This is a genomic window from Sinorhizobium medicae (assembly GCF_007827695.1).
Taxonomy (GTDB): Bacteria; Pseudomonadota; Alphaproteobacteria; order Rhizobiales; family Rhizobiaceae; genus Sinorhizobium; species Sinorhizobium medicae.
Genome location: NZ_VITA01000029.1, coordinates 22902 through 45966, shown reverse-complemented (window position 1 = coordinate 45966; position 23065 = coordinate 22902). Strand labels below are relative to the sequence as shown.

The 23065-nt window shown below is 60.9% G+C and carries 17 protein-coding genes; 3 read left to right on the top strand and 14 right to left on the bottom strand.

Annotated features, from left to right (window positions below; translation table 11 throughout):
* Positions 1–187: 187 nt before the first annotated feature.
* From FB009_RS29820 to FB009_RS29810, 3 genes are all read right to left on the bottom strand, one after another.
* Positions 188–412: a hypothetical protein gene (locus FB009_RS29820; RefSeq protein ID WP_012061800.1), complete on the bottom strand. Its 225-nt coding sequence runs from the start codon at positions 410–412 to the stop codon at positions 188–190.
* A gap of 164 nt (positions 413–576) precedes the next feature.
* Positions 577–846 (bottom strand): hypothetical protein, encoded by a 270-nt coding sequence (locus FB009_RS29815; protein WP_018010991.1) that lies wholly within the window; start codon positions 844–846, stop codon positions 577–579.
* Positions 847–1068: 222 nt separating this feature from the next.
* Positions 1069–2514 (bottom strand): DUF1254 domain-containing protein, encoded by a 1446-nt coding sequence (locus FB009_RS29810; RefSeq protein WP_127580995.1) that lies wholly within the window; start codon positions 2512–2514, stop codon positions 1069–1071.
* 316 nt (positions 2515–2830) lie between these two features.
* Here FB009_RS29810 and FB009_RS29805 point away from each other — a divergent pair, with 316 nt between their 5' ends.
* Positions 2831–4648, top strand: coding sequence for an adenylate cyclase (locus FB009_RS29805; protein WP_012061797.1), 1818 nt, complete (start codon positions 2831–2833; stop codon positions 4646–4648).
* A gap of 293 nt (positions 4649–4941) precedes the next feature.
* A complete protein-coding gene (locus FB009_RS29800; protein WP_225996812.1) occupies positions 4942–6210 on the top strand; it encodes an alpha/beta hydrolase in 1269 nt (422 codons plus the stop codon).
* A gap of 26 nt (positions 6211–6236) precedes the next feature.
* Here the strand turns inward: FB009_RS29800 and FB009_RS29795 are convergent, their stop codons facing one another.
* From FB009_RS29795 to FB009_RS29765, 7 genes are all read right to left on the bottom strand, one after another.
* Entirely contained in the window at positions 6237–8270 is a 2034-nt protein-coding gene (locus tag FB009_RS29795; RefSeq protein WP_012061795.1) for a putative 2-aminoethylphosphonate ABC transporter permease subunit, read from the bottom strand.
* Positions 8271–8275: 5 nt separating this feature from the next.
* Complete coding sequence (locus FB009_RS29790; protein ID WP_012061794.1) at positions 8276–9439, bottom strand: putative 2-aminoethylphosphonate ABC transporter ATP-binding protein; 1164 nt, start codon at positions 9437–9439, stop codon at positions 8276–8278.
* A gap of 139 nt (positions 9440–9578) precedes the next feature.
* Positions 9579–10601 carry a putative 2-aminoethylphosphonate ABC transporter substrate-binding protein gene (locus FB009_RS29785; RefSeq protein ID WP_012061793.1) on the bottom strand — a complete coding sequence of 341 codons (1023 nt, stop codon included), beginning with the start codon at positions 10599–10601 and terminating at the stop codon, positions 9579–9581.
* A gap of 231 nt (positions 10602–10832) precedes the next feature.
* Entirely contained in the window at positions 10833–12290 is a 1458-nt protein-coding gene (phnY, locus tag FB009_RS29780; protein WP_012061792.1) for a phosphonoacetaldehyde dehydrogenase, read from the bottom strand.
* Positions 12287–13561: a phosphonoacetate hydrolase gene (phnA, locus tag FB009_RS29775; protein ID WP_012061791.1), complete on the bottom strand. Its 1275-nt coding sequence runs from the start codon at positions 13559–13561 to the stop codon at positions 12287–12289. The genes phnY and phnA overlap by 4 nt, the downstream gene beginning before the upstream one ends.
* A 26-nt stretch (positions 13562–13587) precedes the next feature.
* Positions 13588–14784: a 2-aminoethylphosphonate--pyruvate transaminase gene (locus FB009_RS29770; protein WP_012061790.1), complete on the bottom strand. Its 1197-nt coding sequence runs from the start codon at positions 14782–14784 to the stop codon at positions 13588–13590.
* A 99-nt stretch (positions 14785–14883) separates the two neighbouring features.
* Positions 14884–16557: a Na/Pi cotransporter family protein gene (locus FB009_RS29765; protein ID WP_145162658.1), complete on the bottom strand. Its 1674-nt coding sequence runs from the start codon at positions 16555–16557 to the stop codon at positions 14884–14886.
* 111 nt (positions 16558–16668) lie between these two features.
* Here FB009_RS29765 and FB009_RS29760 point away from each other — a divergent pair, with 111 nt between their 5' ends.
* Positions 16669–17538 (top strand): LysR family transcriptional regulator, encoded by an 870-nt coding sequence (locus FB009_RS29760; protein ID WP_018209712.1) that lies wholly within the window; start codon positions 16669–16671, stop codon positions 17536–17538.
* Positions 17539–17541: 3 nt separating this feature from the next.
* Here the strand turns inward: FB009_RS29760 and FB009_RS29755 are convergent, their stop codons facing one another.
* From FB009_RS29755 to FB009_RS29740, 4 genes are all read right to left on the bottom strand, one after another.
* A complete protein-coding gene (locus FB009_RS29755; protein WP_012061787.1) occupies positions 17542–20019 on the bottom strand; it encodes a GcvT family protein in 2478 nt (825 codons plus the stop codon).
* An 80-nt stretch (positions 20020–20099) separates the two neighbouring features.
* Complete coding sequence (locus FB009_RS29750; RefSeq protein ID WP_033045166.1) at positions 20100–20885, bottom strand: DeoR/GlpR family DNA-binding transcription regulator; 786 nt, start codon at positions 20883–20885, stop codon at positions 20100–20102.
* An 80-nt stretch (positions 20886–20965) separates the two neighbouring features.
* Entirely contained in the window at positions 20966–22000 is a 1035-nt protein-coding gene (gene pta / locus FB009_RS29745; RefSeq protein ID WP_012061785.1) for a phosphate acetyltransferase, read from the bottom strand.
* Entirely contained in the window at positions 22000–23037 is a 1038-nt protein-coding gene (locus FB009_RS29740; RefSeq protein ID WP_012061784.1) for a YeiH family protein, read from the bottom strand. Before FB009_RS29740 ends, pta begins: the two co-directional genes overlap by 1 nt.
* Positions 23038–23065 lie beyond the last annotated feature (28 nt).

Genomic DNA, 23065 nt, shown 5'->3' with positions numbered 1-23065 from the left:
AATCCCATCCGCAATCTCCCAGGTCATCTAAACCCGGGGAGAGTGACATTCTTACATTGCAGAAACAGGACACTTTAACTTTGCGGCTACATGGATTCATCGCATAACGTATGTTATGGAACTTGTTTGACGCTGACCGAATGCCGGCAGGAACAGGAACAGACCCACGGCCATCCCGAGTTCCGACTCAGTCCTGCTCGGCCGCAGGCCAGTTGTTGGACGGTTCTTCGACGATCTGTTCACTGAGATCGTCGGCCGGATCGGGATCTCGCTCGTAGGCGAGCCGAAGGCGTTCGACTTCGTCAAGGATGGCTGCGTAAACATCCCGTTGGTGCGCACCGGCAACGACCGCGGCATCGACCAGGTTTTCGAGCCCGAGGCGCAGGTCGGCGCGCCAGTCATTCATCGTCATTGATCTTCCTCCACCCGGTGTCGGTCAAATCACGGTCCAACATTGTGCACTACGCTCGACAAAACGCACGGAAAGTCAAAAAGTTACAAACCTCTGGTCGCCGGCTTTGAAGAGGAATCTCGGGAATGCGTTCGATGATGCAGGGCCCTGCCCTTGTCGGCTCGTTAAGTCCGCCGGCGCTGAAACGGCACGACGGCGGCGTCATCGAGCGCCGCCTCGATCTCGGTCCGAAGGCAGTCTACAAGTTCCACAGACTCAGCGTGACGCTCGTCCTTCTCGGGTCCGGACGCTGTCTCCCATGCCAGTCTCACTTCCTCCGCGGTGGCGAAGTCATAACAGAGATCGCGAAAGCTTTCGTTACGGGCGGCGAGTTCGTCGATCAGTCCGACACGGGCCGGAAAGCATCGTTTCGTGAAAGCAACGTCGTATCCCATGATATGGCTCCCACGCTTGCCGGGCCACGGTGGCCCGGCGGTTTTCCGTCGGTAGCGCACCATGCCCGAACGCTCCGGTTTTGGGAGGCAGCGCGACTAGGGCCGCTACACCTTTCCGTCGCGAGGCGCGCCGGCCTAACCTGCCGCACAGAATATGCGGGACTTATGGCTGTCCGACGGTGCTTCGGCGCTCCTGGGCATCTCAGGAATTCATGTGCGCCTCTACGAGACCCGTTTCACGCCGGGCGGCTGCCATGTCCCCTCGCCCGCCGGCAAAATCGAGGGTGGCGTAGGCTTCGGCCAGTACAGGCGCATCACGAGATAAATCGTGCCATCCGGGGCTGGAAGCCAATTTGCCTCCTTGTCCGGACCGGGGCTGTCCTTTTGAATGTACAGCGTCAGCGAACCATCCGGCGCCCTTTTCATCCCCGGCAACATCGGAGAGTTGATGAGGTAGCGATCGATCGGGTTCTTGACCAGGAACTGGCTCTTGCCGTCGTACATCGTGACGGACCAGAACGCATTTACCGGAGGCAACTGGCCGGGTGCGAAGGTGATTGTGTACTTGTGCTTGCTGCCGTCGAGCGGCTCGCCGGTCGTGTCCGTTCGGGTGTAGGGGTACATGGCTTCAACGGCATCATTTCCATAGAGACCGCCCTTGGCAGCCCCGGCCCGCATCATCCAATCACCGTTGAAGAAGGCTTCGTCACCGAAGAACGAGCCGATGTTCCAGCCGTTGATATTTTTGTTTCCGTTGGTCAGCCATTTGTCGACTTTGTCATTGCCCTGCTTCATGGCCACGCGAATTGCGTCCTTGTGTTCGAGCGACAGATCCTCGAACTCGAAGGTCTTTCCCGGACCAATGCCAATCTTAGCGAGTCTCGCGCGGATGGCCTTGTCCCTTGACGTCTCAGGAACGAATTGCAGGGACGCATCGAGATATCGGAAGAAGTTGTCCTTGATCCCTGCAGTGGTGGCTGGAAGGAAGTCGATTTTCGGCGATGCGGGCGGAGCCGGTTGTTTCAGGAAAGCGGAGAGAGGCTGCGCGGTGTAGCCAGCCTGAATTTTCTCGACCCTCGGCATGTCGTTGCGGTTGAAGAGCTGCGTGCGGATAGCGGTAAACGTGAACGGCGTCGTCGATCTGAAGACCTTCTTGATACCGGCGGGCGTTTCACCCTTCCAGTCGGGGCCGACCACCAGATAGTCGCCCGGCTCGGTGCCCGTGGCGCGCGTGCCGATATAGCCGAAGTTATAGGTGTTGCCGTCGATGAGCTGGATCGAATAGTATCGGTCCTTATCGATCGCCGGAACCGAGAGAACCATCGGCTCGGCGCGCAAATCCAGCCACACAAACGAGTAAGGGGTATCGCTGTTCGGCGTTATGATTGCAGTGTCCGCGGGGGTCGCGACATGGTGCATGTTGTTGATTTCGTTGAAAGGTGCCTTGAACTGCCCCGAGTTTCTGTCGACTGCGAACTCCTGCATGACCGCGTAATTCATCACCAGCGGCAAGCCATAGATGAGCCCTTCCTCGGCAATATCCTTGGCCTCCAGCACGCTGGGCCATCCGGCTTTGTCCTGGGCAATTGCTGGGGTGGACCTCGCCGCCGTGGCGGCCACCGCGGCGGCTATCGCAGCAGCGTGAAGCAGATCGCGTTTCGTGAGCATCTCGGACTTCCTTCCGGCTTGCGATGAGTGGTTGAGCACGCACAGATAGAGAATGTCTCTGTTCCTATCATCGCGCCCGGTGGGTTCTGGAAGTCGGGATGTTGAACCTGCAGCACCAGAAAACAAGTATGTAACAGTAATCTACACGCCTCGATACGTACCAGTGAATACAGTAGTGAATCGATCCAACTCAACAATAACGTTCATGAAGGCTTGGTATCTTTCTGGACGGTGCGGTCTTCGTGGCGTAGGTTACACGCGGGCACGCCAATAAAATCTGCGATTGCTGCGCCTCCGGGCGTGAGGGGAGCAAGTAATGGTCACCGCTGTGACACACGGATCCGGGGGCGCGGAGCCCCTGCCCTATCCGTTGCCGGGGCCGGACGAGATTCGTGCGCAGCTTGCACGGGTCATTTCCAGTCCTGAATTTCCGAAAGCCGGGCGTGGCGCCGCGTTTCTCACCTTCGTCGTAGAAGAAGCGATAGCTGGCCGTGCACATCGCCTGAAGGGCTATACCGTCGCGATCGAGGTATTCAAGCGCAGCGACACCTTCACCCAGGACGATCCAGTTGTCCGCATCGAAGCGGGGCGCCTGAGACGCACGCTCGAGCGCTATTATCTGGTCGCCGGACAGGGCGATCCCATCAGGATAGATATTCCGAAAGGCGGCTATGCTCCGTCTTTCGCATGGAACGATGCGGCGGTCACGGGTCGCAAGGAAGCCGCGGCAGAAAACTCCGACGAGCGGCCGGCGCAAGGCAGGCTGCGGACCCCATTACCGATCCTTGCCGGCCTCGTCGGTGTCGTAATTACTGCGGTGCTGACGTATTGGGCAACCGACCGTTTCATAGCCGGTACGAGACAGTCCGGCTTCAGCGCGGTGCCTGACGAGCCGACCCTGGTAATAGCGCCCTTCGCCAATCTGGGTGATGGCCCACAGTCCGAGCTCTATACCGTCGGATTGACGGAGGAACTGCTGACCGCGCTGCCCCGGTTCAAAGAAATCAGGGTGTTCGGGCGGGAAACGTCGAAATCGCTTGCACCGGAAGTGCAGGCGTCCGAGGTGCGTGGCGGGCTCGGCGCTCGCTACCTGCTCGCTGGCGGCGTCAGGGTGTCAGGCCCACGGGTTCGGGTGACGGCACGGCTTGTCGACACGTCTGACGGCGCGATACTCTGGTCGCAGAATTACGATGACGATCTGACCACGCGAGAACTTTTCGCCATCCAGTCCGACGTTGCAAGCAAGGTCGCCACGGCCGTTGCCCAGCCCTACGGCATCATTGCGCAGGCTGTGACGGCCAAGCCTCCGCCGGACGACCTTGGCGTCTACGACTGCACCCTTCGATTTTATGCCTATCGCGCCGAACTCAGTCCGGAAGCCCATCTGAGTGCACGCGCCTGCCTGGAAAGCGCCGTCGCCCGCTACCCGGCCTATGCGACGGCATGGGCCATGTTGTCCATCGCCTATCTCGATGAAGACCGCTTCCGATATAACCTGAACCCGGCTCAGCGAGAGCCAATGGAACGGGCGCTCCACGCTGCCCGCCGTGCAATCGAGCTTGAACCGGACAATACGCGCGCGCTTCAATCCCTAATGACCGCGTTGTTCTTCAATCAGCAACTTGCGGAGGCGCTGGAGGCCGGCGAAGAGGCACTGGCGACCAATCCGAACGATACGGAACTGCTGGCAGAGTTCGGAACTCGGCTTGCACTGTGCGGGCAATGGAAGCGGGGCGCGGATTTGCTCGACAGGGCGCTTGCGCTGAATCCTGGCGGTGCGGCCTATTATCACGGGACACGCGCGCTTGCCGCCTACATGCTTGACGATCATGCAAAGGCGGTGAGCCTGATCCGAAAAGCCGACCTGCAGAAGTTTCCTCTGTTCCATATCGTAGCGGCCGCAATCTATGCCGAGGCTGGACTGATCGACGATGCCCGGCGCGAGGGAACGATCTTCACGAAGATACGACCGGAATACATCCGCGACATCATCAACGAGAACCGGAAGCGCAACATTCAGCCGAAAGACAGCATTCGCATGATCGCCTCGCTTCGCAAGGCTGGAGTGCCCGTGCCGGATGCGGCCGGCATCGAAGCCGAGCTTCTGAAATCCGCTGTGACCGACCGTCGCTGAACCCTTTGAAAGCCTCGCCGCACGAAGGATCTTCAACGGCTTGTGCAACAGAGCATACCCGATGTTACGAGCGTTTCGCTCCGTCCGCACATAGAGTTTCGCCGATGCCGGGGTGGCCGGTCGCTCACGCCTGTCGCCGCCGCGAACGCGGCTCGGCAGACCGCGGGCGCTGCACTTTCGGAGTCTATCATTGATAAATTCGCATTTTCCGCAGATCGGAGTACGTGTTGGCCAATCGACGCAGCCGCGATTTTCTTGTCGCCTCATCAGTTCCTGTGGTTCGCCTTCAGCGGATGATCCTTTGCCTGGCAATTGCCGCTCTTTCCGGCTGCGGCGGGCATCCCAAAGGCGTGCTGACGCCTGTCGCCGACAGCGCGCCCACAGCGAGCCGGGTCGACATGCTGATCACCACCACCCGCGGCCGTTCGGAGGTGGCCGGAGAGATGTTTACGGGAGAACGAGCCCGCGCACCGGCCTTCGCGAACATCACCGTCTCGATCCCGCCTGTCCGCAAGGCCGGAGAGGTTGCCTGGCCGAAGAAATTGCCGTCCAATCCAGCCACCGATTTCGCGACTTTGAAGGCGGACGACCTGACCAGGGATGGAGCCAAGGACTGGCTCAACACCACAGTCCGGAAAAGCCCCGACCGCAGTGTGCTCGTGTTCATCCACGGCTTCAACAACCGCTTCGAGGACTCCGTCTACCGCTTCGCTCAGATCGTCCATGATTCCGGCGTCCACAGCGCCCCTGTCCTGGTGACATGGCCGTCGCGGGGCAGCCTGCTTGCCTATGGCTACGACCGCGAAAGCACCAACTACACCCGCAACGCACTCGAATCGCTTTTCCAGTATCTGGCCGCGGATAAAGAGGTGAAGGAGGTATCGATCCTCGCGCATTCCATGGGGAACTGGCTCACGCTCGAGGCGCTTCGCCAGATGGCCATCCGCAATGACGGCCTGCCGGAAAAATTCAAGAACGTGATGCTTGCGGCTCCGGATGTCGATGTCGACGTCTTCCGTTCGCAAATCGAGGACATGGGCAGGCAGCATCCGCGGTTTACCCTGTTTGTATCCCGCGACGACCGGGCGCTAGCCTTCTCTCGCAGGGTCTGGGGCGACATTCCCCGGCTTGGTTCGATCGACCCGGAGGCCGATCCCTACAAGCAGGAACTGGCGGACAACGAGATCACCGTTATCGATCTGACCAAGGTGAAGGCCGGCGACGGCATGCATCACGGCAAGTTCGCAGAATCCCCGGAAGTCGTCCGGCTCATCGGTGCACGCATCTCCGAAGGTCAGCCGTTGACCGACAGCCGGATGGGCCTCGGGGACCATCTCATTGCGGGAACGACGGGAGCAGCCGCTGCGGCCGGCAGCGCGGCCGGCTTGATCCTTGCCGCTCCGGTCGCCGCCATCGACCCGCACAGCAGAGACAATTATGCGAACCACGTCGGTGCGGCGATGGGACAGTCGCATGGCAAGCAGCAGATCGCGGTGAAAGACTGTTCGAAACAGGCGCGCGAGCGCGATGCGGCGTCAACTTCACCGTGTCGAAGCTGGTGAAAGCAGCGGGAATAGGGTGTCCACACTCACGCTGGCACCGCGGTCTGCGCCACCTGCCGCCAGCCCTGTGTGCGGGCAAGAAGCAGCCGCGCTACGACTGCGTGGAGCAGTTTTGCCGCCACGTTGGTATAAAAGATCATCATGCCCATCGCGGCCGCCGGGGCTATGTCGCCTGCATCGTCCATGTTGAGGATCGCTACCGAAGCAAGCTTCGTATCCGTGGCATAGAGGAACACGACCGCCGAGACAGTCGTCATCGCGTTGACGAAGAGATAGATCGCGATCTCGAGCAGGGCCGGCAGGCACACCGGCAAGGTGACCCGGAAGAAGAGCTTGTAGAACGGTATCTTCAATGAGTCGGCCACGGCCTCGAATTCCGGATCCAACTGCTTGAGCGCCGTGAGGGCGGTCAGATGGGCGACGGTATAGAAATGCGTGACGGTGCATAATACCAGGATGGCCATCGTGCCGTAGATACCGTGCAACGGGTTTCCCGGGTTGTTGAAGAAGAAGATGTAGGCAAGACCCAGAACCATGCCCGGTACGGCCATGGGCAACATGGCAAGCATGTGGAATGCACCTCGGCCCAAGCCGAAACCCTTGGTTTTTTCGACCATATAGGCACCGGTGAACACGATCAGCGATCCAATGACAGCAGTCATGAGAGCGAGCCGGATCGAATTGTAATAGGCATCCCAGCCGCCGCCATCCATGAGGTCGAAGGCATAGTTGCGCAGCGACAGGCTGAGATCGTAAGGCCAGAATTTCACGAGCGCCGCGACCTGGCACATACCGATCATGCCGAGCACGAAGATTGCGACCAGTGAGCAGAAGGCGAAACAAGCCGCATCGAAACCGCGTCGTGGTTTCGGCTCGAAGGGTACTGCGCGTGCGGAGAGCAGCGCCACTTGCCGGCGCTGCGTCATGCGATCGACGGCGAATGCGAGGAATGCAGGGATCAGCAGGATGACCGAGACGACGGCGCCCATTTCGAAATTCTGCTGGCCGATGACCTGCTTGTAGATGTCGACTGCGAGCATGCCATATTGCCCGCCGATGACCTTGGGCAGCCCGAAATCGGTGATGACCAGCGTGAAAACGACGAAGGCGGCGGAGATCAGGCCGTAGCGGGCGCCGGGCACGGTAACGGTCCAGAAGGTCCGCCACCTGCTTGCACGAAGTGACGTTGCCGCCTCGTAGTGACGGGCATCGGCGACCGACAGCGCCGTCGAAATGATCAGAAAGGCATGCGGCAAAGTGAAGAACACCGAGCCCACGACGATGCCGAGCGGACCATAGATCGAATGCCCGAGCAGCAAATCCTTGAAGACGCCCTGATTGCCGAACAGATACACCAGCGCGATACCGGGCAAGAGAGACGGCACGAGGATCGGGATCGTGACAATGAGCTTGAACGCCCCCTTCCCCCGCATCCGGCTTCTGTTCAGGGCATAGGCGAGGCCGAAGGCGACGGTGAGGGTGACTGCCGTGCTGATTAACGCAATCATCACCGAATTCTTGATTGAGCGGACGAGTGACGGCGTCGAAAAATATTCCGTGAAGTTGGAGAGCCCGACCGAGCGCGATGGCCGCAGCATCACGCGCCGGAAATGGTTGCTGTCATATTCCTTCCACTCGGTCCCGCGCACCAGTTGCGAGCCGGCAAGGAAGTGCGCCTCTTCGCTCGTGCCGCGGATGCGGTATCTGACCGGGCTGCGGAAACTGAAATCTGCAAAGAGTTTGGCCGCCTGCAGCCTTCCGTCGGCACCGGCCTCGAGATCGCTTTCGGGAAAGGCGGCGATGGCTGTGTTGAGCGCCGCAGCCGTAACAGGGTCGCTCCACCCTCCTCCGCTCTCGTCACTCACCTGGAACTCAAATTGATGAAGATCGAACGTGTACGTGGAAAGCGATTTCGACAGCATCACGAAAAGCGGTATTGCAAGCGCGATAACCAGATAGATGCCGACGACGAACATGACTGCGCGCTTGAGCCTGTCATCGTCGGAAATCTGCTGGCGAAGGGCTCGGCCGGGCGGCAGGAAATCGACAGCAAGCGTCATTCGGATCAGGCCTTTGCAAATAGGAGCAGACGCTCCTGCGGAATTTCAACCTGGATGGCGCTGCCGATCTCGATGCAAAGCCGGCGAACCGCGTTCGTAGAGAAATCCGCCACGAGAGGCGTCTCCTTGAGACGCGGGGCTGAGAGCCGTGTGCGCCAGAACATGCCGAGAAATTCCATATCCTCCACATGTGCGTCGATTAGATTGTCGGCGTTGCCCACGGCCTCGAGCCCGGTTGCCCGGTGGGCGTCGGCGCCGTGCGGAATGATATCCGCCGGCCGGACCGCGGCAACGACCGCCGCACCGGCGGGCAACAGGTGTTCCGCACAGGCAAACCGAGTGTGCCCTATTTCGACCTGCGCGCCCTTACCGACCGTTGCGGGAAACTGGTTGGTCTCCCCGATGAAGTCGGCGACGAAAAGCGTTCTCGGATGGCGATAGATCTCAGTCGGCGTTCCAACCTGTTCGATACCACCCTGGTTCATCACGACGATGCGGTCGGCCATGGACAGCGCTTCTTCCTGGTCGTGCGTAACCATGATCGTGGTGACACCAAGCTTGCGCTGCAGCTCCTTGATCTCATGCCTCAGGTGGACGCGCACCTTCGCGTCGAGCGCCGACAGAGGCTCGTCGAGAAGCAGGAGCCCGGGAGAAATCGCCATGGCGCGGGCAAGCGCTACGCGCTGCTGCTGACCGCCGGATAGTTGAGCCGGGTATTTCCGTCCTTGGCTGCTCAAGCCGACGAGGTCCAGAAGGTCGGAGACGCGCGAGGCTATTTCGCGGCGAGGCCGGCCGATATTTTCGAGTCCGAATGCGATGTTCTTTTCGATCGTGAGATTCGGAAAGAGCGCGTAGGACTGGAAGACGATGCCATAGTCGCGCTGTGCCGGCGGCAGGCGCGAGATATCCTGTCCGGCTTGGCGGATGGCGCCTCGAGACTGTATGTCCAACCCGGCGATGGCGCGCAGAAGCGTAGTTTTCCCGCAGCCCGAGGGCCCGAGGAAACAGACGAATTCACCCTCCTTCACCTGGAGGTCTATGTCTCGTAGCGCGACGAAATCGCCATAGGCTTTCCACAGCCCGCTGATTTCGAGGAATGGTCGTCTTTCGCTCTGACGGTTGGCGGACACGGGCATGGCCGGTTCCGCTGGGGCTGTTGCATGTTTCATCCGCAAGCTCCTGGCTCCTGAGCATTCCCGTTTTTCTCCGAACACGAAAATGCTCTGAGGGCCTCCACAATTCCGCACGGCATTCGATGAGGCTTGACGGGGACGCTCTCGAACCGAGCGTTCCCGACGGATCACCAGCTCAGGACTTGGGCTCGGACTTTGCGTCGTAACGCTTCTGCCATTCCTTCAGAATACGGGCACGGTTGTTCGCGGCCCACTCGAAGTCGTTCTCGATCATCTTCTCGGCAACGTCGTCGGGAAGATTCTCGATCGGCTTGGCGACTCCCGGATAAGCCACGACTGCATAACCGACATTGTACATCTCGTTGGCTTCCTTGCTGATCGACCAGTCGACCAGCGTTTTCGCCGCCTCGAGATTGGCCGTTCCTGCAATGATCGCCGTGGCCTCTGCTTCCCAGCCCGATCCTTCAGCGGGAAAAATGATGTCGATCGGCGCGCCCGACGTTTTCGCCTTGGCGCCCGGAAACTCAAAGGAGACGCCGATGACGGTTTCGCCGGACGCTGCCATCTTGCAAGGCTTGGAACCCGAATGGGTATAGGCGGCAATGTTCTCGTGCAGGGCGTCCATGAAGGACCAGGCTTCCTCTTCGCCGAACGTCTGAAGCCAGGCGGAGACGTCGAGGAAGCCTGTTCCGGAGGAATTGGGGTTGGGCATCACGACGTGACCCTTGTATTCGGGCTTGGTCAGATCCTTCCAGCTGGTTGGCGGCGTCAGGCCGAGCTTCTCGGCCTCCACCGTGTTGTAGCAGAGAGCCGCCACATATGCGTCCATCCCTACCCAGCTCGGCGGCTTGTCGCCATCGACGAATCTCGGATCCAGGGCCTCGACATTCTTCGGGGCATAGGGTTCGAGCATGCCCTCGGACTTCAGGAGCAGCAGCGATGTCGCAGCCACGCCCCACACAACGTCCGCCTGCGGATTATCCTTCTCCGCCAGTAGCTTGGCGGTCATCACGCCTGTCGAGTCGCGGACCCAGTTGATCTTGATGTCGGGGTGAGCCTTCTCGAAAGTCTCCTTGTAACGGTCGAGGTCAACCGCCTCGACAGACGTGTAGACCGTAAGTTCGGCTTCGGCATAGGCGGCGGTGGATGCGAGAAGGAAGGCGGTCGCGGCGCCCAGAAAGGCCTTTGAGAACGGCATGCTAATTCCCCTTTTGTTGGCATTCGAATTGGCAAGCTCTTTTGCGGCGGTGGTGGCGACTTTCGCGCCTGGAAATCCGGCCTGCCTGGCAAATTTGCGGGGGATGGATCGATAAGTAAAATCTATTTATTTTATATAACTATCAGCTGTAGCTATACCGAGCTTGCTTCGCCCAAAAATAAAAAGGAGCGGCAACAGGCCGCTCCTATATAACGCGCGAAGCGGATTTCCTCACGGCCAAGGCAGCGAAAACGTCTTAACGTTGGTGAAGCTTTTCATCGCCTCGATCACCCCTTCCTTGTAGCCGTTCCCGGAGTCCTTGATACCGCCGAAGGGCGACATTTCGATGCGATAGCCGGGAACCTCCCAGACGTTGACCGTTCCGACCTTCAGCCCGGCAATGTATTTCTGCATTCTGCGATAATCATTGGTGCAGACGCCGGAGGAGAGACCGAAGGCCGTGGAGTTCGACAGGGCAATGGTTGCCTCATCATCGTCGGGAACCCGCACGATCGGGATGATCGGACCGAAGGTCTCCTCCAGCACGAGATCAGAATGGTGAGGGACCCGATCCACGACGATCGGCGGCAGGAGCGCACCGCTTCGACCCGGGTGGTAAAGGATGTCGGCGCCCTCCCCGGCCGCACTCAGGACCCGCTCTTCGAAAAGCGCTGCCGCCTTTTCATGGATGACGGTTCCGAGATCGGTTGAACGATCCATCGGATCGCCGAAGCGCAGGCGTTTTGCGCGCTCGAGAACCATAGGTACGAAACGGTCGGCGACGCTCTCCTGGCAGAGAATACGTTTAACGGCCGTGCAGCGCTGACCGGAATTCTTCGTTGCCCCGGCGACGGCAAGGTCGGCCGCCCTGGCAAGATCGTCGTCGGAAAGGTCGTTGAGGATGATCAGCGGATCGTTGCCGCCAAGTTCGAGCACCTGACGCTTGTAATGCGCGTTGGCGGCGATCAGTTTCCCGACCGGAACGCTGCCGGTAAAGGTTACAAGATCGATATACGGGTTTGTGATCATTTCCATGCCGATGTCCGCCGGCCAGCCGGTCACGACGGATAGCATCTCCGGCGGCAAACCGGCCTCGTAAAGAATATCGGCGAGCAACAGTGCCGTTATCGGCGTGAGTTCCGTCGGCTTCACCACGACACAGTTGTTCGTTGCAATGGCTGGGGCGACTTTGTGGGCCACCATGTTCAGCGGGTGATTGAACGGTGTAATGGCCGAGATCGCGGTCAGGGGTTCGCGCGTCGTGAAAATCTTGCGAGCCTTTCCGTGGGGTGTGAGGTCGCAGGAAAATATCTCGCCGTCATCATGAATGCACATCTGGCCGGCCAGCGTGAAGACATCGAAAGCGCGCCCCACTTCATAAAGTGAGTCCGTCTTCGAAATGCCGAGCTCGAGCGTGATGACGTCGGAAATCTCCTCCTTGCGGGACGCAAGCGTTTCCGCCGCAGTCAGCAGGATTTTCTGGCGCTCATAGCGCGTAAGCTTCGGCTGATAGGCGGCCGCGATAGCAAAGGCTTCGCGGGCGTGCTCGGCCCGGCCGGCGGGCACGGTCCCGACGACGGTGTTGTTCCAGGGATAACGCACTTCTATGCGGTCGTCCGTATCTATCAGCTGCCCGGCGATACGCATCGGTTCGTGGCGCACGGCGATTGAGACCTCCGGCTTCGTCATATCGCGTCCTCCGCACTGATCAACGCCGCTGCCGCAACAGCGTAGAAGAACGCATCGAAGTTGCGAAGACAAGGAGCGCCCGGGAGATCGGGCAGCACCCGGTTGACGATGAAGGGAACCTCCTGCTCTGTGAGGCCGCCATGGGAGCGCAACGGCTCGTCCAGTGCCGCCAGGTCGTGGCGGTGCTCGCTGGTGCCGAGTGTCTTGTTTTCGGACGAAACGAGGACAATGTCGCCGATGCGATCCTCCGGGAGCTCAAACCTTCGGCATGCCTCTTCGCGGTCCAGCACGACGTCGATGCCATCGAGCGCCTTTAGCCGATCGATGATCTCTCCGCGGTCGCATTGCCCGGGGAGATAGGCGGTGGCGAAGGATCCGAGCGCGCCGTGGTGCACGACATATGGATCGGTGATCGGCAGGATGACACGGGCCGCTTCCTCGCCCAACCACTCATCGAGCAGGTCCTGGACATAGATGACGTCGGGCGAGCCGTCCGCCTTGTGCTTCGGCTTCATGCCGTGATCAGCGGTGACGACGATGGCCGCTCCTAGTCCGTCCAGCTCTGACAGGTAGCGATCGAACATCGCGTAAAAGGCGTTGGCCTCCGCTACGCCGGGAGCGTATTTGTGCTGAACATAGTCCGTCGTGGTCAGATACATGATGTCGGGGTGGAACTCCTTGAGCAGTTTCACGCCCGCAGCGAAGACGAATTCCGAAAGCGCTGCCGAATAGACTTCCGGAACCGGCCGGCCGAGCCAGCCCGAGGCATTGTCGATGCCATGTTCCTCGGGCGTCGCCTTGTCCGATTTTTCAGACGAGAAGCAGATCGCGCGTTCTTCGTCGAAACGAAGCCCCTTTCCGAGAAGCGCGCGAAGCTTATCCTTCGCCGTGACGACCGCGACCCGCGCGCCGGCGTCGTAGAAGGCCTGGAAAATGGTCGGCGCGCGAAGGAACTTCGGGTCGTTCATCATCACCTCTTCGCCCGTCGCAGGCTCGTAAAGGTAGTTGCCGCAGATCCCGTGGACGGCCGGCGGAGTTCCCGTTGCGATCGAAAGATTGTTGGGATTTGTGAAGCTCGGAATGACGCTGTGCGCCAGCCGCACGGCACCGCGTTCCTTGATGCGCTTGAGGGCGGGCATCAATCCCGCCTCCATCGCCGCATCGAGATAGGCGGGCTCGCACCCGTCGAGGCAGATCGCAATTGCCGGAACGCGGGGCCATGGATAGCGGCGGCCATTAACCGTTACCGAAATTTTGGACATCTGGTTCATCTGTTGTGCTCCTAGGAGGATGTTCGTCAGGCGGCGAGGCGGGCGCGCTCGGCAAGGGCCAGCGCCGGCGGCGCGGCGGAATCGACCCCCATCTCAGCAAGGCTTTCGGCGGCACCAGCGACCACCTTGCGCATCACATGGCCGTCCATCTGGCCGATGCAGCCAATGCGGAAGCTGTCGACGACGGTAAGCTTGCCGGGATAGATGATGAACCCCCTCGCCTTCATCAGCTCGTAGAAGCGCTCGAACTTGAAATTCGGATGGGCGGGGCTGAAGAAGGTCACGATGATCGGCGAGAGCCACTGGTCGCCAAGCAACGTCTCGAAGCCAAGTTGGCGCATGCCGGAAACCATTATGTCGCGGTTCTGCGCATAACGGGACCCGCGCCCGGCAACACCGCCCTCCTTGCGATGCAGCCGCAGCGCTTCAAGGAAGGCCGCGACGACGTGGGTCGGCGGAGTGAAGCGCCATTGGCCCGTTTTGTTCAAGTATGCCCATTGCGCATGAACGTCGAGACTCAAGGAGTGGCTGCGGTCCTTCGCTGCCTCCAGTTCCGATTTGCGCGCGAGGACAAAGCCGAAGCCCGGCACGCCTTCGATGCATTTGTTCGCCGAGGAAACGATTGCCTCGTAACGGAAGTCAAGGACACCGGCAGGCACCGCTCCAAAGGCGCTCATGCTGTCGACCAGCAGCTTGCGGCCGCGGCTGTAGACCGCCTCGGAAATTTCCTTGAGAGGGTTGAGAATTCCGGAACTCGTCTCGCAATGGACGACGACCACATGGGTAATTGCGGGATCGGCGTCGAGGGCAGCTGCGACCTCGCTGCCGCGCGGAGGCATATAGTCGCCCTTGTCGACCGCGACATAAGCACGGCCTAGATATTTGAGCGTCTGGGCGATGCGCTGGCCGTAGGCGCCGTTCATCAGCACCAGGACCTTGCCATCGCGGGGAACGAAGCTGCCGAGCATCGCCTCGACCGAAAAGGATCCGCTGCCCTGCATCGGGACGCAATCGAACTCGCCGGTCTCATCTTCGGCGATCGCAAGCAGTTCGCGTCTCAGCTCGGCCGTCATCGCCCGGAAGTCGCCGTCCCAGGAACCCCAGTCGCGCAGCATTGCCTCCTTGACGGAAAAAGCTGTCGTGAGCGGTCCCGGCGTCAGCAGGTATGGCTCTCCCAATCTCGGCGCTTCGAGAGCATTATTCGTCTTTGCATCTGCTGGCATCTGGTTTCTCTCCTCTGAGAACTGCCGGGATGGGGGCGAGGATGGCGGGCCGGAATGTATCTGTAAAATCGATATTTTATATTCACGCATAGTTTCTGCTTATGATACCTTCGCCAGCCTGAGCCGGCTTTCGAGCAGATCGCCTCTCTGCTTCAGAATGGGATAGGCAAGCGTTGCGAGAAGAGAATTCACCTCCTTGAGCGCGCGCGCGATTTCGAGGTGCATATTGCTGGACTCGACGCTTTCGGGGCGCCCTGCCCGCAGCCTCGCCAGGTGCCTTTCGCGACTTTCGCGCACGAGCCCACGCACTCGCTCCTTCTCGCGCACGAGCCTGCGCGCCATGGCCGGGTCGCCCGAAACCAGCAGATTGAATGCGAGACGCATATTGTCGCGCACGCTGGCATGAAGCATTTTGAGCTCGGTCCAGCCTTCATTGGAAAAGCTGTTGCCGTTCTCCAGCTTGTCGCGGACGATTTCCACAAGGGTCTTGGAGACGATGTCCCCGGCATGCTCGAGGTTGATCGCGATATCGATCAACTCAACTCCCTTCCGAGACTGGGGCTCATCAAGCACGCCGCGGTTGATCGCTGCGAGATAGAGCTTGATACCGCGGTGGGCGCGATTGACGTGCTCGTCGAGACGGCGGATCTCTTCAAGCTTTCTTCGATTTGGATGCTCCAGAAGCTCCATTACCGGACAAAGCATCCGCTCGACCATTTCACCCATGAACAGCACCTCGCGCGTTGCCGCGGCGAGAGCGGCATCGGGGCTGTCGAGCAACCCCTCGTCCAGAGCGCTGATGCGACCGGCGAGCGGGTCGTTATCGTCGAAGCGTCCAGGGTCCGACTTCACGAGTGACGAGACGGCGCCGGCAGCAAGCTGCGAAAGCGGAAGGTAAATGAGCACCAGGCAGGCATTGAAGACCAGATGAAAATGGACGAGCTGCTCCGCAGGGGTGGTGCCCAGAGCCTGAATGCGGCCCGCCAAAACACCGCAGACCGGTAAGGTGATCGCGGCGCCAAGCGCCCGGAAGAGGAAGTTGCCCGCCGCCACGCGTCGCGCCTCGGCTGGAAAGCCGCGTGTCAGCCAAATGGCGATCATTCCACTGCCGAGATTCGCTCCGAGGATCAACGGCAGGCCCGCCTCGATCGGCAGAAGTCCCTGTGCGGCGAAACCGAGGATGAGGATCAGAACTGCGACGCTCGAATGAACGATCCAGGTGAAGAGCGCCGCGGCGACGAAGGACATCACCTGGTCTTCGGCGAGATACCCGACGATAGCAGGCAGCACTTCGCTCCTCTTCAACGGCACTGTCGCCTCGCCGATCAGCTTCAGCGACATGAGGACGAAGGCGATACCGAGCAGCATGCGCCCGATTTCGTGAAATTTGTCGGTTCTTCCCTTCAGGTAACAAAGCCCACCGGCCGCAAGCAGCAGCGGCGACATCCAGCCGAGATCGAACGATAGGACACGGACCACCAGCGCCGAGCCGAAATCCGCTCCAAGCAGAACGGCTAGGCTGGTGTTCAGCGTGAGATAGCCGCTTGCGGCAAGGCCGGAGGCAAGCATCGCCACTGCGGTGGAGCTTTGCAACAGGACGGCAAGGGCCGTGCCGCTCGCGGCGGCGTAAACGCGGCGCTCCCCTCCTTTCGCCAGCACACGCTTCAGAGAAGGCCCATAGGCGTTCTCGACGCCGCTACGGACGAGATGCACGGCGTAAAGCAGCAGCACGGTCGCGCCGGCGAGATGCAGCGAGAGAGTAATGACAGTCATTTTCAATCGCTCCGGAAATCATTCCGGCTGACCGTCACTTTTCTCTTTACATAAATCAAATCGTTCGTTTCTATCGTTTCATTAGATGAGCTTATGATTGGACCCCATCCCATGCGCTATGTCCAGCTTCGCGCGTTCCATAATGTTGCGGTCTGTGGAGGCTTTTCCCGGGCGGCAGAGGCTTTGTTCCTCACCCAGCCAGCCGTATCGGACCAGGTCCGAAAGCTGGAGGAGGAATATGACGTCCTCCTCTTCAACCGGAACAAGAAGCAGGTGACGCTGACCCAGGCTGGCCACCAGTTGCTGGAGATCACCCGGCGCATGTTCGACACCGAACAGCAGGCGCTCGATCTGCTTTCGGAATCGCGCGCGCTGCGCGCGGGAACACTTCGCATCGTCGCCGACGCCGCCCATCATCTGCTGCACATCCTTGCCGCCTTTCGCAAGAAATATCCGACGGTGCAGATCTCGCTGAGGGCCGGCAACACGGAAACGGTCATCACAAGTCTCTATTCCTACGAGGCGGACATCGGCGTTCTCGGCGAGATTCCCGAAAGCCGGGAATTCGACATCGTCAAACTGAACTCCACGCCGATCATCGCATTCGCGTCGACGGAACATCCGATCGCCTGCCGCAGCAATGTCAGTCTCGAGGAACTCGCGGGCCAGCCGCTGGTCATGCGCGAGCGGGGTTCGAAGACGCGGCAGAAGCTCGAGGACTTTGCCGCCGCCGCCGGTGTCGCGCTGAAGCCGGCCATCGAAGCGGAAGGTCGTGAGGCCGTGAGGGAGATCGTCGCGGCCGGGGCCGGTGTCGGCTTTGTCTCCGCTGCCGAATTCGGTCGGGACGGACGTCTCGCCCCGATCGAAATTATAGGAGCTGAGATGCTGATGGACGAGGCTCTGATCTGCCTGAAGGAGCGCAGCGGCGGAAAGCTCGTGCGCGCCTTCTTCGAGATCGCCCGCTCCCTGGCGGAGAAGTGAACCTCAGGCTGCCGCCCGCGGTTCATCAGCATCTACCCTTACGCGCTCGGACTTCGGGTCGTAGGGGCACTTCAGGTGAGCGGTGGCGGACTGGCGGTCACCTGCAAGATCGATCTCGAAATGCCCGTTTCCGATGAACTCCCGGCCGACGCCTTCATCATGTTCGATGAGTCCGAGTGCCACCGAGCGACCAAGCGTGTGGCCATAGGCAGCCGACCTGACCTCGCCGACGGGCTTGCCGTCGCGCAGGATGAGTTCGCCGCCCCAAAGCATCGGCTCTGCATCATCCAAGGTGAACTGCACGATCCGCTTGACAGGGGGGCCGGCCTGCCTGGCGCGGACCAATGCCTCGCGGCCGATGAAGCCACCCGGCTTGTCGAGCGATACGGCAAAGGCGAGCCCCGCTTCATAGGGATTGATGTCGGGCGTCAACTCGCGGCTCCAGGCACGGAAGCCTTTCTCGATACGCAGTGCCTCGAGAGCGTAATAGCCGCAATCGATGAGCCCGAGGTCACGACCAGCCTCGTGTAGCGCCTCATACACGCCCACCGCGAATTCGCTGGGTACGATCAGCTCCCAGCCGAGTTCGCCGACATAGGTCATGCGGTTGGCGAAGGCCGTCGCATAGCCGATGTCGATCTCACATATGGTCGAGAAGGGAAAACCCGCGTTCGAAAGATCGGCAGAGGTGATCCGTCCGAGGATGTCGCGCGCGTTCGGCCCCATCAGCGCCAGCACGGCATAGGACGACGTCACATCGGTCAGGGTGACATGCGCATCCACCGGGATATTTCTGCGTATCCAGTCTGCATCGTGCACGGCTTGTGCCGATCCGGTCACGATGAGGAACCGATCGGGTGCAAGCCGCATCACCGTCAGGTCGCTTTCATAGCCGCCGCGCGCGTTGAGCATGCCGGTGTATATTGAACGGCCGATCTCGACATCAATATCGGCGGCGCAGATGCGGTTGAGAGCCTTTGCTGCATCCCGCCCCTGCACGAGCAATTTGGCGAAAGAGGTTTGATCAAAGATTCCAGCGGCCTGGCGCGTCGCCCTCATCTCACGCTTTACCGCTTCGTGCCAATTCTGGCGACCGAAGGCGTAGTCCGTTTCCGCTTCCTGGCCCGCTTCGGCGAACCAGTTGGCGCGCTCCCAACCCATCTTCGACCCAAAACACGCACCCCTTGAGGCAAGCCGGTCGTAAAGCGGCGAGCGCCGGAAGGGCCGTGCCGTGTGCAACTCGCGGTTCGGCCATGGCATGGCATAATGCAGGCCAAGCGTTTCCTTCACCCGATCATGCAGCCAGCGTGGATTGTTGTTGAAGCGCGCGAAACGGCGAATGTCCACCGGCCAGAGATCGATCGTCGGAGCACCATTGACGATCCACTCCGCAAGCGCCCGCCCGGCGCCTCCGGCACTGGCGATCCCCATGGAGTTGAAGCCGGCACCGACATAGAAGTTGCGCAGTTCCGGTGCCTCACCGAGGATGAAATTGTTGTCCGGGGTGAAGCTTTCCGGACCGTTGTAGAACTTTCTAACCTCCGCCGTTTCGAGTTGCGGTACCCGTATAAGTGCATTCTGCATGAGGACTTCGAACTGGTCCCAGTCATCTTCCAGCAATGCGAATTCGAAATCGTCCGGAATGCCGTTCATGCCCCAGGGCTTGGCCTCCGGCTCGAAGCCGCCCATGACGAGACCGCCGACCTCCTCCTTGAAATAGATGTAGCCATCGGGATCGCGCAGTACAGGCAGGTCCGGATGCACGCCCTCGATCTTGCCCGTGACGATATACATGTGTTCGGCGGAGTGCAGCGGTACGGTCACGCCGCACATCAGCCCGACCTTGCGCGCCCATTGGCCGGCGCAATTGACGACGATTTCAGCGGCGATGCTGCCCCGATCCGTCTCGACTCCGCGGACCGTCCCGTCCTTGGCCGTTATCCCGGTCACGCGCACCCGCTCGATAATACGGGCACCGCGATTGCGCGCGCCCTTGGCCAGGGACTGCGTGAGGTCCGTCGGATTGGCCTTGCCGTCTCCCGGGAGCCAGACGGCGCCGACGAGATCCTCTACCGCCATCACCGGCCAGAGATCGGCTGCTTCGCGGGGCGAAATCACCTCGACGGCGACCCCTTGGGCCCGGGCCGAGGCGGCGGTCCGCTTCAGCACGGTCATGCGGTCGGCCGTGCGGGCGACGGCAAGCGAGCCACAATTCTTCCATCCGGTCGCAAGACCTGTCTCTGCCTCGAGCTCGCTGTAGAGCTGCGTCGAATACCGGATGAGGCCGGTCATGTTGGCATGGCTGCGCAACTGTCCGACGAGACCCGCAGCATGCCAGGTGGTTCCACCGCTGAGTTGACCCTGTTCAAGGAGGACAACGTCGGTCCAGCCAAGCTGTGTGAGATGATAGGCAACCGAACAGCCTATGATACCGCCGCCGATAATAACGACGCGCGCCTGCGTTGGAAATTCCTGCGGCATGAACCATCCTCCCGATTGACTGGCTTCAGGATAGTTGGCCATCCGCAAAACGCAACATGAATTGCAACATTATGCAACATTCATCTGGTGGCGACGATCACCCGTGGCCCTTTCCGCTCGAGCGCTTCCGAGATCGTCGGCGCTGGCGGCGCATCTACGATGACACCGGCCGCCTGATGAAACCCGGGTATGCGAAGTGGCGTCAGCCTTCCGAACTTCGAGCTGTCCAGGACGAAATAGGCTTTGCCGGCCATGGCGATCATGCGCGAGCGCTGCTCGGCGCCATTGCGCGTGAAATCGGTCACCTCGCCGTCCGGGGAAAGCCCGCCCCCACCGAGAAAGGCGATATCGACCCGAAAGCGGCCGATCGCCTCCAGCGCGTCCAGGCCGACTGCCGCCTCCTCCGCAGGATCGATCTCGCCGCCCAGCATATGGACCCGGGCGCGCGGTTGCCGGCACATATGCAGTGCGATGGCAAGGCCCGTGGTGCAGACGGTCAGGTCGCGAAGCCCGTCTAGCGCATGGGCAACGGCAAGCGTGGTCGTGCCTGAATCGAGGAACACGACCATGCCGTCCTTCACCAGTTCGGCGGCTTTGAGGCCAATAGCTGCCTTGGCGGTGGCGTTTTCCTCGCTTCGGTGAACCAACGCCGGCTCGATCGGCTCGAACAATGTGGCCCCGCCATGCACCACGTCGAGCTGGCCGCGGTCAGCCAGCAACTTCATATCGCGGCGGATCGTCTCACGCGAGACGTCGAAATGGGCGGAAAGCTCCGCGATGCTCACCGAGCCTTCGGCAGCGAGGCGCCTTAGAATTTCCTCATGACGGCGCGGCGCGAGCGCCCGGGAGTTCGCTGATCTGGACATGCCGACAATGTTGCAATATTCGCGACAGGCCGCAAGGGATGTCGCAAATATTGCAAAGGCTGCATAATACACTTTTTGCATTATGTGACGTTTTGACGCCTTTCGGAAACGGTGGAGTTGTCCTCACGCCCCTGGACGACTGTAACCGCAATCATGTGGAAGACGTCGTCGGCACTGCAGCCCCGCGAAAGATCGTTGGCCGGCCGTGCCAGTCCCTGCAGAATTGGCCCGATCGCCGTCGCTCCGCCGATCCGCTGGGCGATCTTGTAACCGATATTTGCCGCGTCGAGATTCGGGAACACGAAAACATTGGCCTCCCCGCGCAACGCGGATTGCGGCGCCTTGGTCAGGGAGACGGCTTCGACGAAGGCGCTGTCGAACTGCAATTCCCCGTCTATAACGAGATCGGGCTCAGCGCATCGCGCCATGCGGGTGGCCTCGACGACCTTCGAAACGCGCTCATGAGCGGCGCTGCCGCCGGTCGAGAAAGAGAGCATGGCGACTTTAGCCCGCTCGCCGGCAAGCTGCTCATAGGATTTCGCGGACATAAGCGCGATGTCGGCAAGGCCGCCTGCATCGGGATCCACCACCAGTCCGCAATCGGCGAAGACGAAGGCACCCTTGCGGGCGTGATGCGGTTCGCAGAGCATCATCAGAAAGAAGCTGGAGACGAGCCCGACGCCGGGCGCCCTACCGATCACCTGCAGGGCGGCGCGCACGGTATCGGCGGTGGTCGCGACCGCACCGCCGACGGTTCCGTCGGCCAGCCCTTCCCTCACCATCATCGCGGCGAAGTTCAGTGGCGTGAGCACCGCCACCCGAGCCGCGGCCTCGTCGACGCCTTTGCTCCTTCTGAGGTCGAGAAAGGAAGCCGCGAAACCGTCGGTGAGCGACGAGGAGGACGGGTCCTCCACCCGGAATTCTCGCGGGTTTGCATCCAGAGCTGCGAGCCTGTGCATGACCACCTCGCGGTTTCCGACGAGCGTGATCTCCGCCAGACATTCCCGCCTCGCACGTACGGCGCCGGCGACGATCCGCGGGTCCTCCCCTTCGGAGAGAACAATGTGTCGCGGGGCTTTCCTTGCCGTTTCGATAATCCGGTCGAGAGGTTTCATCAGCTGTGTCCCAGATAATTCATGCCGACAAGAATGAAGACGGCGATGAACAGCGTTTCGGCGACGACGAGTGCGACGGCATCCCCGCCAACCTCAAGGACGCGACGCAGAGATGTCTTCATGCCGACGGCCACGATCCCCGCCAGCAGCGCCCACCGCGAGATTTCCATTCCGATTTCGCTCACCAGGACGGGCACCAGACCGGCGGAGTTGAAACCCGCGAGTATGAGAAACGCCAGCACGAAGCCGGGGACGAGCGGGGCGCGCCTTCCTATCGAGGTGCCCTCCTGCGGAACGCCGCGCAGCGCGACCGAGAAGATGAGGACGACTGGTGCAAGCATCGTCACGCGGATGAGCTTGACGAGCGTCGCCGTCTCGCCCGCCTCCGGTGACACCGAAAAGCCGGCGCCCACGACCTGGGCGACATCATGGATCGTGCCGCCAAGGAATATCCCGGTCGCCTGGCCATCAAGCCCGAGATATTCGGCGACGATCGGGTATCCGATCATGGCGAGCGTACTGAGCACGGTCACCGACAGGACGGTAAAGATCAGGTTGCGTTCGGAAAACTCGTTGCGAGGCAGCACCGACGCGATGGCCATGGCCGCCGAGGCTCCGCAGATGGCAACCGCGCCGCTTGTGAGGAGAGCAAGGCGCCAGCCCCGGCCAAGCAGCCGGGCGGCCACGAGGCCGAACAGGATGGTCGCAGCAATCGCCGATACAAGGAGGAGGATGGTGCCCGCGCCGAGGCCGATCAGCAGATCGACGCTGATGCGCATACCGAGCAGCGCGACGCCGATCCTGAGCACCAGTTTTGCCGAGAGTTCGATGCCGGCGACGCATCGTCCCTCTTCCGCCAGGAAGTGGAACGCGATCCCGAGCAGCAGCGCCATCAGCATGGCCGGCGCCCCATAGTGCTCGGAGAGGAACTGAGCAGCCATGGCGACGGCCGCCGTCACCAGGAGGCCGGGGCCATAGGTCGACAGGACGGCTTTGGGGGATTGCTTCGGTCGCTCGGTTCTGGAGATCGCGTCCATCTATTCTTCCCGTTGAGTGTGCCCGGCG

What these genes read in the sequence shown, in the direction of transcription:
- FB009_RS29770 (WP_012061790.1), bottom strand. Translation starts at nt 14,784, where the DNA reads ATGCCAGCAGATGCAAAGACGAATAATGCTCTCGAAGCGCCGAGATTG.
- FB009_RS29760 (WP_018209712.1), top strand. Translation starts at nt 16,669, where the DNA reads ATGCGCTATGTCCAGCTTCGCGCGTTCCATAATGTTGCGGTCTGTGGA.
- FB009_RS29785 (WP_012061793.1), bottom strand. Translation starts at nt 10,601, where the DNA reads ATGCCGTTCTCAAAGGCCTTTCTGGGCGCCGCGACCGCCTTCCTTCTC.
- FB009_RS29765 (WP_145162658.1), bottom strand. Translation starts at nt 16,557, where the DNA reads ATGACTGTCATTACTCTCTCGCTGCATCTCGCCGGCGCGACCGTGCTG.
- FB009_RS29820 (WP_012061800.1), bottom strand. Translation starts at nt 412, where the DNA reads ATGACGATGAATGACTGGCGCGCCGACCTGCGCCTCGGGCTCGAAAAC.
- FB009_RS29800 (WP_225996812.1), top strand. Translation starts at nt 4,942, where the DNA reads ATGATCCTTTGCCTGGCAATTGCCGCTCTTTCCGGCTGCGGCGGGCAT.
- FB009_RS29815 (WP_018010991.1), bottom strand. Translation starts at nt 846, where the DNA reads ATGGGATACGACGTTGCTTTCACGAAACGATGCTTTCCGGCCCGTGTC.
- phnA (WP_012061791.1), bottom strand. Translation starts at nt 13,561, where the DNA reads ATGAACCAGATGTCCAAAATTTCGGTAACGGTTAATGGCCGCCGCTAT.
- phnY (WP_012061792.1), bottom strand. Translation starts at nt 12,290, where the DNA reads ATGACGAAGCCGGAGGTCTCAATCGCCGTGCGCCACGAACCGATGCGT.
- FB009_RS29795 (WP_012061795.1), bottom strand. Translation starts at nt 8,270, where the DNA reads ATGACGCTTGCTGTCGATTTCCTGCCGCCCGGCCGAGCCCTTCGCCAG.
- FB009_RS29740 (WP_012061784.1), bottom strand. Translation starts at nt 23,037, where the DNA reads ATGGACGCGATCTCCAGAACCGAGCGACCGAAGCAATCCCCCAAAGCC.
- FB009_RS29750 (WP_033045166.1), bottom strand. Translation starts at nt 20,885, where the DNA reads ATGTCCAGATCAGCGAACTCCCGGGCGCTCGCGCCGCGCCGTCATGAG.
- FB009_RS29790 (WP_012061794.1), bottom strand. Translation starts at nt 9,439, where the DNA reads ATGAAACATGCAACAGCCCCAGCGGAACCGGCCATGCCCGTGTCCGCC.
- FB009_RS29755 (WP_012061787.1), bottom strand. Translation starts at nt 20,019, where the DNA reads ATGCCGCAGGAATTTCCAACGCAGGCGCGCGTCGTTATTATCGGCGGC.
- pta (WP_012061785.1), bottom strand. Translation starts at nt 22,000, where the DNA reads ATGAAACCTCTCGACCGGATTATCGAAACGGCAAGGAAAGCCCCGCGA.
- FB009_RS29805 (WP_012061797.1), top strand. Translation starts at nt 2,831, where the DNA reads ATGGTCACCGCTGTGACACACGGATCCGGGGGCGCGGAGCCCCTGCCC.
- FB009_RS29810 (WP_127580995.1), bottom strand. Translation starts at nt 2,514, where the DNA reads ATGCTCACGAAACGCGATCTGCTTCACGCTGCTGCGATAGCCGCCGCG.